The 13227-nt window shown below is 31.0% G+C and carries 14 protein-coding genes; 3 read left to right on the forward strand and 11 right to left on the reverse strand.

Annotated features, from left to right (window positions below):
- Nucleotides 1-31 precede the first annotated feature (31 nt).
- The 5 genes from vraR to map form a co-directional block, all read right to left on the reverse strand.
- Complete coding sequence (gene vraR, locus ML436_09425) at nucleotides 32-661, reverse strand: two-component system response regulator VraR (GenBank protein ID UMT77374.1); 630 nt, start codon at nucleotides 659-661, stop codon at nucleotides 32-34.
- Nucleotides 651-1694: a sensor histidine kinase gene (locus ML436_09430; protein UMT77375.1), complete on the reverse strand. Its 1044-nt coding sequence runs from the start codon at nucleotides 1692-1694 to the stop codon at nucleotides 651-653. The genes vraR and ML436_09430 overlap by 11 nt, the downstream gene beginning before the upstream one ends.
- Nucleotides 1691-2392 carry a cell wall-active antibiotics response protein LiaF gene (liaF, locus tag ML436_09435; protein ID UMT77376.1) on the reverse strand — a complete coding sequence of 234 codons (702 nt, stop codon included), beginning with the start codon at nucleotides 2390-2392 and terminating at the stop codon, nucleotides 1691-1693. Before liaF ends, ML436_09430 begins: the two co-directional genes overlap by 4 nt.
- Before the next feature lie 14 nt (nucleotides 2393-2406).
- Entirely contained in the window at nucleotides 2407-2793 is a 387-nt protein-coding gene (locus ML436_09440; GenBank protein UMT79510.1) for a hypothetical protein, read from the reverse strand.
- Between the two features lie 220 nt (nucleotides 2794-3013).
- Complete coding sequence (gene map, locus ML436_09445) at nucleotides 3014-3772, reverse strand: type I methionyl aminopeptidase (GenBank protein ID UMT77377.1); 759 nt, start codon at nucleotides 3770-3772, stop codon at nucleotides 3014-3016.
- Nucleotides 3773-4290: 518 nt separating this feature from the next.
- Between map and ML436_09450 the strand changes: the two genes are divergently transcribed.
- Nucleotides 4291-5277 (forward strand): aromatic acid exporter family protein, encoded by a 987-nt coding sequence (locus ML436_09450; protein ID UMT77378.1) that lies wholly within the window; start codon nucleotides 4291-4293, stop codon nucleotides 5275-5277.
- A gap of 171 nt (nucleotides 5278-5448) precedes the next feature.
- Here the strand turns inward: ML436_09450 and ML436_09455 are convergent, their stop codons facing one another.
- The 3 genes from ML436_09455 to murT form a co-directional block, all read right to left on the reverse strand.
- On the reverse strand, nucleotides 5449-5862 hold the full coding sequence (locus tag ML436_09455; GenBank protein ID UMT77379.1) for a hypothetical protein: 414 nt from the start codon (nucleotides 5860-5862) through the stop codon (nucleotides 5449-5451).
- A 237-nt stretch (nucleotides 5863-6099) separates the two neighbouring features.
- Complete coding sequence (locus ML436_09460; protein ID UMT77380.1) at nucleotides 6100-6822, reverse strand: type 1 glutamine amidotransferase; 723 nt, start codon at nucleotides 6820-6822, stop codon at nucleotides 6100-6102.
- Between the two features lies 1 nt (nucleotide 6823).
- Nucleotides 6824-8137, reverse strand: coding sequence for a lipid II isoglutaminyl synthase subunit MurT (gene murT / locus ML436_09465; GenBank protein ID UMT77381.1), 1314 nt, complete (start codon nucleotides 8135-8137; stop codon nucleotides 6824-6826).
- Nucleotides 8138-8428: 291 nt separating this feature from the next.
- On the opposite strand from murT, the gene ftnA reads away from it, so the two are divergent.
- The gene (ftnA, locus tag ML436_09470; protein UMT77382.1) at nucleotides 8429-8929 is read left to right on the forward strand and encodes an H-type ferritin FtnA; all 501 of its coding nucleotides are present in this window, start codon (nucleotides 8429-8431) and stop codon (nucleotides 8927-8929) included.
- 279 nt (nucleotides 8930-9208) lie between these two features.
- Here the strand turns inward: ftnA and ML436_09475 are convergent, their stop codons facing one another.
- On the reverse strand, nucleotides 9209-10663 hold the full coding sequence (locus ML436_09475; protein ID UMT77383.1) for a carboxylesterase family protein: 1455 nt from the start codon (nucleotides 10661-10663) through the stop codon (nucleotides 9209-9211).
- A 121-nt stretch (nucleotides 10664-10784) separates the two neighbouring features.
- Between ML436_09475 and ML436_09480 the strand changes: the two genes are divergently transcribed.
- Nucleotides 10785-11336 (forward strand): 3'-5' exonuclease, encoded by a 552-nt coding sequence (locus ML436_09480; protein UMT77384.1) that lies wholly within the window; start codon nucleotides 10785-10787, stop codon nucleotides 11334-11336.
- A 62-nt stretch (nucleotides 11337-11398) separates the two neighbouring features.
- Here the strand turns inward: ML436_09480 and dinB are convergent, their stop codons facing one another.
- Nucleotides 11399-12469 carry a DNA polymerase IV gene (gene dinB, locus ML436_09485; protein UMT77385.1) on the reverse strand — a complete coding sequence of 357 codons (1071 nt, stop codon included), beginning with the start codon at nucleotides 12467-12469 and terminating at the stop codon, nucleotides 11399-11401.
- Between the two features lie 227 nt (nucleotides 12470-12696).
- Entirely contained in the window at nucleotides 12697-13227 is a 531-nt protein-coding gene (locus ML436_09490; GenBank protein UMT77386.1) for a DUF3267 domain-containing protein, read from the reverse strand.

Here is a 13227-nt window from a genome sequence, read left to right on the forward strand (position 1 = left end):
AATAATTACACATAAATTAATTTAATATAAACTATTGAATTAAATTATGTTGGAATGCATAAATAACGGCTTGTGTTCTATCTTGTACTTCTAACTTACTTAAAATGTTACTTACATGTGTCTTTACTGTTTTAATTGTAATGTGTGATGCACTAGCTATTTCTTGATTAGAATAACCTTTGGCAATTAATAATAATATTTCCATTTCACGTTCTGTTAACATTTCATATAGTTCAGCACGTTTTTTCATACGATTACGCATTTTTACTAATACTTCTGGTTCAAATACAGATTCACCTTTAGATGTTTTACGAACTGCATCAGCAATATCTTTTGCACTCGTTGTTTTTAAAATATAGCTATCAACACCTGCATCTAGGGCGCGATATACCTCTTTATCTTCAATAAAACTTGTTAACATTAATACTTTAATTTGTGGTAAATCTTTTTTAATTTGAGTAGTCGCTTCTACACCATCCATATCATCCATAAGCAAATCCATTAAAATCAAATCCGGTTTTAACTCATGGGCTTTAGCGATTGCTTCTTTACCTGAAGCACCTTCTCCTACTACTTCAATATCACTTTGCGTTGATAGATAACTTGAAATTCCTATACGTACCATTTCATGATCATCCACAAACAATACTTTAATCGTCATACGAATCCTCCTTATTTAGAGGTGCTTTCACCTCAATACGTGTACCTGAATCTGGTAGTGATACAATATGGAACGTTGCACCAATTTCCAAAGCTCTTTCACGCATATTTTTAAGTCCATAGCTTTGTTCTAATTTTTCATCTACATTAAAACCTTTACCATTATCTTGTATCCTTAACAATAAATAATCATCTTTATTAAATAATTCTACAGTTACTTTCGTACCATTTGAATGTCTCAAAGTGTTAGATATTGCTTCTTGCGTAATTCTAAATAAATGATCCTCAATACCTTTTGGAACTTTAAAATCTTGTATTTCATGCACAACTTTCATTGGTACTTTCTTTTGTAAATCAATAACTAAATCTTTAATACCTTCACCTAATGACTTATCTTTCAAGCCGAGTGGTCTTAAGTGTAGCAGTAACGCACGCATTTCTAACTGCGAATCTTGAACCATTTTCTCTAAAATAGGTATTTGTTGATCTAAGGGTGGTTCTAATTTCGTTTCTTTAATTGCAGATAACATCATACTTGCCGCAAAAAGCTGTTGACTAACAGAGTCATGTAATTCTCTTGCTAAACGTTGTCTCTCATCTTCGATAATCTTTTTAACTTTAACATCATTAATGTTGTAATTTTCATTTGTTAAATTTTGCGTTTTGAGTCTTAATTTATGCAATTCTTGATTTAAAGGTACTAACGTATGATATAAATCTAATGTTTCACTATATATTTCTATATTTTGATCATTGATACCTACTGTCTCACCTTCCATTGAACGCTCAATTTGCGTCTTAATCCAATCATTTTGTTGATTGATTTTGTAGGCAATCACTGATCCAACAATGATGCACAGTAAAATTATAATGAGATTTAAAAATAAAAAGACTGGTATCCCAAATATTTGTGTATAAAACATACCTTGAAAATAAATGATATTGACAAAAACTTTATCTATAAAAAGAAATGCTGCCAGCATGCTGTATACTAAGATGAGCATAGAACCAATTGTTCGAATATAATGGTTCATCGATAAATCACCTCTACGTCTCCAATAAACGTTGATACGTAGATATTAACTGTATAATTATCTGGTTTAACCATTTCTTCAATATGAATATTATTATTTTCAACTTTATATGACTTTTCATTTACATAAGTACTGCCATAAAAAGCCGCGACATGTAAGTTAATATTATAATTAATTGGTAAAATAACTTGTACTTTACCCAAAATATGTCTAACAACAATAGTATTATTTTCTTTAATATTGGCTGCTTTAGTTAAATCGATATGCAAATCACCAATACCATGTTGTATTTGTACATCTTCCCATTTATAAACATATACCGGTGTATGTTGTTCCCCAAACCATTTTTGTTTGATAAATGAAGGTGATGTTACGTCCTCATCAGTTGCAATCACTTTTTTAGGTTTAAATTTGTGTATCAAGTAACGTACGATAAGTAATAGTAAAAATACGAATAAGATAATAATCGTATATTTATTAGATAGTAGCGTGAAGGCAATTAATAATGCCCCTATCCAAAAAGCCAAAAGTCCTCTTATTTTATGAAAATAAAGATAACCTACATACACTAATACAGATCCCAATAAAAGAACGAGTAAGAATCCGATTTTTTCAAAAAATATGTAATAAAAATTGGCAATAATCATTAATGCAGTAAAAATGATCAACATTTGAGTTGATATATATTTGTGTGTCATGTTTCGCCGCCTTTCTATGCCACAGCGTTCATATAATTGATTAGATACGATGTTTTTTCAGTTGTTAATTTTTCAGTTGAAGCTTGTTGAATTTGCATTTCAATTTGTGCATAATATGCTTCGACTTTATTTAACTCAGATTTAATATTTTCAATTTCTTGATTATTAATTTCTCTAGCACATTGAATGTGAAATGTTTCTGTGATATCAACATATTTATTTTCTAATGTTAGCATTAGACTGTCAATCATCTTGCTGAGCTGTTCTTTTTTAGCTTTTAAATAATGCATATAATCATCTAAATTTTTTATTTTCTCGTCAAGCATTAAAAGATAATGCTTAATATTATTTCTTACGACTTCTTTTAAAAATTGTTCGATATAACGGTCAACATAGTTCATCATTATCACCTTTTATAATAAGTATTTAAATATCTAATGCGCTATGTTTTTTCTTCGATCTTGCTAATATTTATGCTAATTAAACTAGTTTATTGCAAAATATCTTTTATTAATGACGCATTAATTGTGTTCTTCATTATTATAAAACAGTTCCGAAACCAATATGAATAGGCTCCGGAACTAAATGGTGTTCATACTTTAGTCTTAGTATGTGATTTTTCTATGCTTCTTCAATCTTAGTTGTTAAAATTGGACCATCTTTTGTCACAATAACAGTGTGTTCAATTTGGGCAACAAAACTCTTGTCACTTGTCTCAAATGCCCATTCATTTTTACCCTCTGTTACAAACGACGCATTCGATGAAATAAACGGTTCGATAGCTAATACCATACCTTCAGTTAACAAAGTTTTATCCTTGGGATCAAAATAATTAAGTACATGTGCTGGTGCTTCATGTAAAGATAAACCAACTCCATGGCCAGTTAAATTTTTAATAACTTTTAAGTCATTTTGTCTAGCCGTATTATGTACTGCTTTACCAATGTTGCTTAATTTTGTACCTGGCTTGACCTTTGAAATTGCATTTTCAAATGCCATTGTCGCTACATCACATACTTTTTGCTTCATTGGATTATCTGATTCACCAACTACAAATGATATACCTGTATCTGCGTAATAACCGTTTTTCAATGCAGACACATCGATATTGACTAAGTCACCTTCACGAATAACACGTTTACTAGGTATACCATGTGCTACTTCTTCATTAACACTTATACAAGTTTGACCTGGAAAGTTTTCATCATGAATTGGAGCTGAAATTGCACCATATTCTTCAAATAATTCTTTTGCAATATTATCAAGCTCTTTTGTTGTAATGTCCGGCTTTGTAGCAGCTTGCATTGTGTTGCGCACTTTAGCGCATATGTATCCAATTTCTTTTAACGCTTGTAATTCTTCTTCTGTTTTTACAATCATTTTATCCCGTTCCTTTTTTATATTATTATAACTTATTATAGCAAAAATTCTTTGATATACTAAAGATGTTACTTATTGTATTTTGGAAAAGCAGTGAGACAGAAATTATAAAGAACCACTAATGATTTATTATGTAGAGGTTCTTGGGAGTAGGACAGAAATGATATTTTCACAAAATTTATTTCGTCGTTTACCCCAACTTGCACATTAATGTAAGCTAACTTTCGGTCAGCTTCTGTGTTGGGGCCCCGCCCCAACTTGCATTGCCTGTAGAATTTCTTTTCGAAATTCTCTGTGTTGGGGCCCCGCCAACTTGCATTGCCTGTAGAATTTCTTTTCGAAATTCTCTGTGTTGGGCCCCGCCAACTTGCATTATCTGTTGAAATTGGGATTCCAATTTCTCTATCTAAATAAATTATGACCATGTCTAATATTTTAAATATATTGTCTTTTCCAATGTACGATACTTTATATTATAAAGTGCTCGTTTAGATTTTACGATGATTAGAGGTTAAAAAATGAATGAACAATGGTACAAACATTTAATTGGTGCCAGAACTATTAAAACTGGTATCGCCATTTTTTTAACAGCTGTTTTTTGTATGGCTTTAGATTTAACACCTATCTATGCTATTTTAACTGCTGTTGTCACAATTGAACCAACCGCCAAGGCATCACTGATCAAAGGGTATCGTCGTCTACCTGCAACTGTTATTGGCTCTGGATTTGCAGTGTTATTCACATTTCTATTTGGTGATCAATCACCTTTTACATATGCATTAAGTGCAACATTTACGATTTTATTTTGTACAAAACTTAAGTTACAAGTTGGTACAAATGTTGCCGTACTAACATGTTTAGCAATGATTCCAGGTATACATGATGCTTATATGTTTAACTTTTTATCTCGAACTTTAACAGCTATCATTGGTCTCGTTACCTCAGGTTTAATCAACTTCCTAGTTTTTCCACCAAAGTATTATGGTCAAGTTGAAGAAAAGATAAGTCGTACTGAAGCATCAATGTATAAATTATTTTACAATCGTTGCCAAGAACTTATTTTATCAAATCTACAATCAGATAAAAGCGAAAAAACATATAAAAATATTTTCAATTTAAATAATCAAGTTGAAACATTAATCGGATACCAACGTGATGAATTAAGTTACCATAAGAAAAAGGAATGTGATTGGAAATTACTCAATCAATTAACCAAACGTGCATATACTAATCGTTTATTTATTACGCATCTTTCAAATATCATTTATTTACCTAAAAACACTCGTCTTTATTTTACAGCCGACGAAAAAATGGCATTGTTAAAAATCAGCAGCAGTATAAAAGATATTTTTTATGATGGTTCTTTTAAGAGAGAACATGAATCTGTCAATACTTTACGTGCAACAGTTAAGGCCCTAGATATTAGTGGTGAAGATCAAATTAAAAGTCATATCTTGTATGAAGTATTAATGATTTATCATTTACTTGATAGTAGATATGCATAGTTTAAAAGTCTTAAGCTTATTTACTCTATTAAATATATTCTAGGTTTATAAATTTTTTCAGCGAATACTGAAAGTTACTTCTCAAAATTATAAGAATCTACATAGCCATACCTAGATTGTTAATGGGTGTGGATTCTACTTTGATAATAGCCATGTGCAAGTTCAAAACTTTTAATTTAACGAGGCTAATTCATTAAGAAATTTAGTGAAATCTGTCTTGGTAACATTTATCCTTAACGAAACACCAGATTCTGTTCCCATATTTGAATGCCTTAAACCAGAATCAAAATCAATATAAATACAAAGCAGTTCTTGACTAAAATCAATAATCGTAAAATGTAAGTCAGGTTCTATAAAATTTATTTCAGTAACAGGATTGTCGTATTCTAAATTTTTCAAATTGTCCATGTCACTATCAAAAAGTGCTAATTCAAATTTAATATCTTGATCTTCGAAAGTTGCACTAGTGTCAAAATAAAAAATTTTATTATCTTCTTCGATAATTACATCTTTTAAAATAAAGGTTATTGATGCTTTGCTATATAAATATGATGCATCTGCTAAAATTACTTTAGTAGTATTCATCGTCGAATTCCTTTCATTTTTTGTTCATGTTGCTTAATCACCCTTACTTTGGATAAATCTAAGATAACTGCTCATTATATAATTATAATTTACTAGAATAAAAAAAACACATATCATTTTGGATGTATGATTCCAAAATGATATGTGTATGTTTATACGAAGAAGATTAATTATCAAACTTCGTCGTTTATTAATTTTAAATCCATTAATACGATGATGATGCTTCGAGTTAAGAAATTACTTCTGTTTGTTTGCTCTATCGATAAGTACTTGTTTCGCTTGTATTTCTGCTTCATTATCAATTTCTTTTGGCTCAAACGGAATACCTTTACGTTCACATGCTTTTTCTAATAAGTAGTCAGTGATTTCATAGTTTTTAGGTAAAATTGGTCCATGTAAATATGTTCCTAATAAATTTTTATAATGAATGCCTTCTTTTTTATCTTCATCATTATTACCATAACCAAAAGTTACTTGACCAAGTGTCCCAAAGTTATGATATGTTCTACCACCGTGATTTTCAAAACCTACAATAGTTCCAAATGTATCACTTTCAATGACAATGTCACCTGTAAGGCGGCTTGTCTTTGACTCAGTATAGAAATCTAAAATACCTAACCCTTCTAATTCTGTACCATCAGGTGTAATATATTTTGTTCCTAAAAATTGGTAGCCACCACAAACTGTTAGTCCTGGCATACCATCTTCAATCGCTTCTTTAAGTGGTGCCTTAATTTTACTTAATTCTTTTGTAGCAAGCGCTTGTTCTCTATCACTTCCACCACCAATGAAGAAAATGTCACAATCATCAAATGTAATACCTTCTGTTTCATTAATTTCAACGACGTTAACTTTAATATTACGTTTTTTGGCGCGTTGTCTTAAAGCAATAATATTTCCAATATCACTATATAAATTCAATTTATCTGACATAAAATGATAAATAGTCAATTCATGCATATTATGATTGACCTCCTTCAAATGAACGATTTAATTGTTCAAGCATAGGTGCTAATGACGTATAGTTGGGAATAGCAACTGTAAATCCTTTATAATCCATTGTCTTTGCCGTCGCTTTATAAATATCACGTTCAACAATAATTGGTACTTCAACTTCAGCTAACTTCAATCGCAATTGTAGTTCTTCTGCTCGAGTTCCTGTCACGATGATAGCTTCGATATGTTGTTTTGATAATTTTTCAAAATCTGCATCATATATCCATGAAGTATCACGTCCATCGGCAGCATTGTCGTTTAAAGATATAACATATACTTTTTCGCCTTCTAATTGCTCACCTACAGATAAACTTGCATTCATTCCTGCAGGGTTTTTAGCTAAGTTTATCATCGCTTCTTTATTTCCTTTTTTAAAATACTGCATGCGACCGTTGTCTGATGTATATGTTTCAAATCCATTCTTAATTGCTCGTTCATTAAGTCCTAACTCTCTTAATACAGTATATGCTGCTAATGCATTATACGCATTAAAGTCGCCTGCGATTTTCATATCATATTTTTCACCATTAATATTTAAATGTAAAAACGGCGCAACTTCAAAATTTGAAATCTCATATTTAGCTTGTTCTCTTTTGAAACCACACTGACAGTGATAATGTCCGATTTGATTGTAATGGATATAATCATATTGCAATAAACGACCACAGTTTGGACAATAGCGACTTTCATTCATCGTACTTTGTTCAAATTCATGTGCATGTGCTTTCATACCATAATACACAATTGCATCACTTGCAATTTTCAATCGGCTTACGAAAGGATCATCAGCATTTAGTAATAATTTTATACCTTTATTACTAATTGTCGTTGCAATGTTATTAACCATAATATCAATTTCACCGAATCGATCCATTTGATCTCTAAAGAAATTTGTAAATACCATCATAGAAGGTGTCACTTCTTTTAAAACACGTGGAATCGAACCTTCATCAATTTCGATTACCGCGATTTTAGTCTTCGGCGTTGACTGCATGATAAATGCTGACGTAATACCAGCTGCCATATTAGCACCTTCATTATTGTGTATGATTTCAATATTATTTGCTTTTAAAGTATGTCCAATTAAGTTTGAAGTTGTTGTTTTACCGTTTGTTCCACTAATAAATACAATATCATCAACTTGTTCAGCTAATTTTCTTAATATATTTGTATCCACTCTTCTAGCGATTTGTCCTGGTAAATCAGTGCCTTTTTTGCCTACCGCTCTACTTGCTTTACGCGCCAACTTCGCTAGATGGATTGCCGTCCACTGTCTCATGTGTTTCCTCCTCTAATTTCCACTCGCATCATTATAACATGATAAGGCAACTTCAAAAAAGTTTCTCAATCATAAATCAGCATATCGATTCTAATTTATAATCATTCTCATTCAGATAATTAAAAATGATATTTATTCTCAATCAAACATCACTAAATGATATATTTTCTCAATTAGATCGCAAATTTTAGGTATTAAATTATAATTATTATTATTTACAATTGAGAATGAGTTTGTTATACTAAGTTTAATTCATAATAATTTTAATTTACAAATAAGAGGTGTCTAACAATGTTAAGTAAAGATTTATTAGAAGCTTTAAACGATCAAATGAACCATGAATATTTTGCAGCACACGCATATATGGCAATGGCAGCATACTGTGATAAAGAATCATACGAAGGCTTTGCAAACTTTTTCATTCAACAAGCTAAAGAAGAACGTTTCCATGGTCATAAAATTTATAATTATATTAATGACAGAGGCGCACATGCAGAATTCAGAGATATTCCTGCACCAAAAATTGATTTTTCAAGCATTTTAGAAACTTTCAAAGATAGTTTATCTCAAGAGCAAGAAGTAACTAGACGTTTTTACAACTTATCAGAAATTGCTCGTCAAGATAAAGACTATGCAACTATTTCATTCTTAAACTGGTTCTTAGATGAGCAAGTAGAAGAAGAAGCAATGTTTGAAACACATATCAACTACTTAACTCGTATTGGTGATGATAGCAATGCATTATATCTTTATGAAAAAGAATTAGGCGCACGTACTTTTGACGAAGAATAATTAACAAACTATATTAACAGACAGATAAATATCATATGACATGATAGACATTTGGGTTTCTATTAAACACCCAATGTCTATATTATTTTGTATTGCGGAGATCTTTAGATTTATTTTCTAAATCATTGATCTGCGTTTTTTTATTTGTCAAAATCAAAAAAGTCGCACAGATAAAAAGCGATTAAACTTTTATATCCATCCGACTTGATCATAAGAACTTTTTTAATTCTTTACTATATTATTATTTAGAGCCTTCAATATTAAATCTTCTCGGGTAATTTAGTTTCTTATTTCTTGTATATACCTTGTTAACTGATTTATCTCTACTGGCTTTGTTTGAATGCGATTGTTAATCAATGTGTAGTATGGATTATTTTTGTCGTAATAACACCAATTGGAATGATCTATATTTTTCGGCACACCATATTTTGCAAAAGTTGACCATGCATATTGCATTTTATAAGAAATCTCTTTGTCAATTTCGTCATAATCTTCTTCAGGTGTTAAATTTCCAAATATATATTTTATCTCAGAAGTATGTTTAGCCAACTCATTGTTCATTTTAGCCTTAGGTGAAACTCTTGCGAAGTGATAATAATATATATGTTCACACAACTTCTCTAAACGTTTTATAGTTGCTAAACAAGGTTCAAACCAAATAACAGTGGTAAAAACTTTATCTAATGCTTTATAATTTGAATAATTATGCTGTTTAAAGTATGACAAAATGAGTTCTTTCTTGCTATTAGCCAAAGTATCTACCATATTCAATAATACTTCTTCAGGATATGTTTTATTTGGTTTTATAAAATATCTAGCTTCGTTTTCAACACATCCAATTAATACCGGTATATCTTTCGATAATGCAGGGAAATGTGATTTCGAAATAATCTCTCCATCTTGAACTTGATTCCATACTAAATTTGCAGGCGTATGAACTTGTCCACTAGGTGGTGTTACTCCAGAATACTTAGTCGAAATATCTAATATGCGTTCAGTAGACACACTTTGAAGTTCTTCTAGCTTATGACTACCTAGCTCTTCAAACATTTTACTTGTTTGCTTAGCTACTTTTTCGTAAGTAGGTTCTTCTGAGAACACATACTTTTCAAATCCGGCACTTTGAATGATTGCTTTATGAAATAAACCTTTTGCATTTTCCGCTGATAATAAATATCTTACTGCCTGTGCTCCAGCTGATTCTCCAAATATTGTTACATTGTCAGGATTACCACCAAATTTTCGTATATTGTTAGCAACCCATTTTAATGCTGCAATTTGGTCCAAAACAGCAAAATTACAGCCGATATTTGGATCAGCAATATAGCCGAATGCACCTAACCTATAATTAAATGTAACAACTGTCACTCCATTTTGTGCTAATTTCTCTCCATCAAAGGCATCTTCAGACCCTGCACCACCAAGATTACCACCGCCATGTATCCATACCATAACGGGTTGTTCAGCAGTTTCATCAATTGTTGTAGACCACACATTTAAGTATAAGCAATCTTCACTTTGCTTTTCAGTACGTAAATTGAAGCTAGCACCACCTACTTGTGGACACGCAGGACCAAATTCATTTGCCAGATAAATGCCTTCCCATTTTTGTGGAGGTCTCGGCGCCTTCCATCTTAAATTACTTACAGGTGGTTCAGCATATGGAATTCCTAAAAAATGATATGTATTCTTTTGATAATAACCTTGAATCAATCCGCTTTCAATTTTAAGCAAGAATAAATCATCTCTTTCAAAAAAACTATATATTTTTAAAGCAAAATCATTATGATATATCTCAATTTTAATGTAAAGTTATAAGCATGAAACTTATCTTTAAGGAGCTGTAATATACAAAATGAACAATGCATTTGTCGCACTTGACTTTGAAACAGCAAATGGGAAACGTACTAGTATTTGTTCTGTCGGTATGGTAAAAGTCATTGATAGTCAAATAACAGAAACGTTTCATACACTTGTGAACCCACAAGATTATTTTTCACAACAAAATATCAAAGTCCATGGCATTCAACCTGAAGATGTTGAAAGCGCACCTACATTCGACTTTGTATTTCCATATATGATGAAATTCATTGCAGATTTACCGGTTGTCGCACATAATGCTGCTTTTGATATGAACGTTTTACATCAAAGCATACAAAATATTGGTTTGCCGACACCAAATTTAACTTATTTTTGTAGCTATCAACTCGCTAAAAGAACAGTCGATTCTTATCGATACGGTTTGAAACATATGATGGAATTTTACCAATTAGATTTTCATGGTCATCACGATGCCTTAAATGATGCAAAAGCGTGTGCAATGATTACCTTTAGATTATTGAAAAACTATGAGAATTTAACACATGTAACAAATATATATGGTAAAAATTTAAAAGATAAAGGCTAGATGTATATAAAATGCCCTGTAAAATTGACACTTTTTTAACGACAATTTTACAGGGCGTTTGTTTAAATAAAATCATATATTGTCATATTTTTAAATGTTGATTGTTCAAGGTTACCTACTGTAACACCAATAAGACGTATTGGTACATCTGGATCTTTTAAATCATTGTAAAGTAAATATGCAATGTTATAGATATCATTTTCAGAACTTACCGAATCTCTCAAACTCATTTGCTTAGACAAAGTTTCAAATTGATAGGTTTTAATTTTTACTGTCACTGTCTTAGCCGATTTCTGTAATTTATTAAGACGTTCAGCAGTTTTACCTGATAATTCCCATACTTTCCTCAAGATTTCTCCATCATCATTAACATCAGTGGCAAATGTTCGTTCAGTACCTACTGACTTTCTCACTCTTGTTGATTTTACTTCACTATGATCAATTCCACGCGCTTTATTATATAAACCTCGACCTCGTTTTCCAAACAAATGAATTAATTCAAACTCACTTTTATTATATAAATCTTTTCCAGTAAAAATACCATGATCATGCATTACTTTTTTAGAAGCCTTACCAACTCCCGGAAAGTCTCCAATATCTAATGCCATTAATATGTCATGTACATTTCGATAATCGATTACAGTCATGCCATCAGGTTTATTCATCCCACTTGCTAATTTTGCTAAAAATTTATTATAAGACACTCCTGCAGAAGCAGTTAATTGTGTTTGTTCTAAAATATCTTTTCTAATATACTGAGCAATTTTAGATGCAGGTAAATCTGGCCGTACAAGTTCCGTAATATCGAGATATGCTTCATCAAGAGACATCGGTTCAACTTTATCTGTATAACTTCGAAATATAGACATAATTTGTGCAGATGTTTCTCGGTAAGCACCAAAATTACTTGTGACAAAATATCCATTCGGACACAATTTATGTGCTTGCGACATTGGCATTGCTGAATGGACACCATATTTACGTGCTTCATATGATGCTGTTGAAACAACACCTCGATTACTTGCTTTTCCACCAACAATGACAGGTTTACCTTTTAATTTAGGATTATCTCTCATTTCAACTTGTGCAAAAAAATAATCCATATCTATATGAATAATTCGTCTTTCAGTCAAGTGCTCACCTCCGCTTCAAACATACCAGCAAAACTAAAAAGATCTCAATATAATTATACGCTGTATGCAACATTTTTACATGTATCGTGCACACAGCGATAACTACATTGAGATGACTAGATTTTTTGAAATCTAACGAAATTTCAGTGATATGATATTTATAGTTTTATAGCAATTATTGGGAATTTAACTACTTTATATTATAAATGTCATTACACTTAATTCTATTACTGTACTGGTTTTTGATGATATAAGTAAATGCTATCTTTATCTTGTTGCACATATTTAAAATTACTAGTTATCGTAAGTGCGACAAGCAAAATATCTATAAGACAATAAGCTGTATGAATACTAAACATAAAGATAAGTGAAGAATAACCAAATGATTTAATTAAAATGAGCAACACGCTGCTTAGGATAAGCAATGGAGATAACATTATAATTGAAAATTGCCATTTGTTAAAACATGCATCTGCGGTTTGAAATAACATTCTATCTTTTTTGATATTAAACATTGGCTTACTATCTTTTTTAAATACAATAAATAATACTCTATGGATGAGTTCATGTAAAATTAGTAATACTATAAAACCAGCAAATCCATAAATGATATTGATAATTATATTTTGATCGACAACCGCTGTCACACCTAAAGCCCATTTATACGTAAATAAAATTACAAATAATGCAATGACAAGTTGTAAAACGACAAATCTTCGCATTCGAAAATTATTAGTTGATAAATCGATTTTATGCAT

This window comes from Staphylococcus roterodami (assembly GCA_022493055.1).
Lineage (GTDB): Bacteria > Bacillota > Bacilli > Staphylococcales > Staphylococcaceae > Staphylococcus > Staphylococcus singaporensis.

Excerpts from the sequence above, each read along its gene's own strand:
- ML436_09440 (UMT79510.1), bottom strand. The coding sequence starts at position 2,793 with ATGAACTATGTTGACCGTTATATCGAACAATTTTTAAAAGAAGTCGTA.
- ML436_09490 (UMT77386.1), bottom strand. The coding sequence starts at position 13,227 with ATGCATAAAATCGATTTATCAACTAATAATTTTCGAATGCGAAGATTT.
- ML436_09450 (UMT77378.1), top strand. The coding sequence starts at position 4,291 with ATGAATGAACAATGGTACAAACATTTAATTGGTGCCAGAACTATTAAA.
- ML436_09455 (UMT77379.1), bottom strand. The coding sequence starts at position 5,862 with ATGAATACTACTAAAGTAATTTTAGCAGATGCATCATATTTATATAGC.
- map (UMT77377.1), bottom strand. The coding sequence starts at position 3,772 with ATGATTGTAAAAACAGAAGAAGAATTACAAGCGTTAAAAGAAATTGGA.
- liaF (UMT77376.1), bottom strand. The coding sequence starts at position 2,392 with ATGACACACAAATATATATCAACTCAAATGTTGATCATTTTTACTGCA.
- ftnA (UMT77382.1), top strand. The coding sequence starts at position 8,429 with ATGTTAAGTAAAGATTTATTAGAAGCTTTAAACGATCAAATGAACCAT.
- ML436_09460 (UMT77380.1), bottom strand. The coding sequence starts at position 6,822 with ATGCATGAATTGACTATTTATCATTTTATGTCAGATAAATTGAATTTA.
- ML436_09430 (UMT77375.1), bottom strand. The coding sequence starts at position 1,694 with ATGAACCATTATATTCGAACAATTGGTTCTATGCTCATCTTAGTATAC.
- ML436_09480 (UMT77384.1), top strand. The coding sequence starts at position 10,785 with ATGAACAATGCATTTGTCGCACTTGACTTTGAAACAGCAAATGGGAAA.
- murT (UMT77381.1), bottom strand. The coding sequence starts at position 8,137 with ATGAGACAGTGGACGGCAATCCATCTAGCGAAGTTGGCGCGTAAAGCA.
- vraR (UMT77374.1), bottom strand. The coding sequence starts at position 661 with ATGACGATTAAAGTATTGTTTGTGGATGATCATGAAATGGTACGTATA.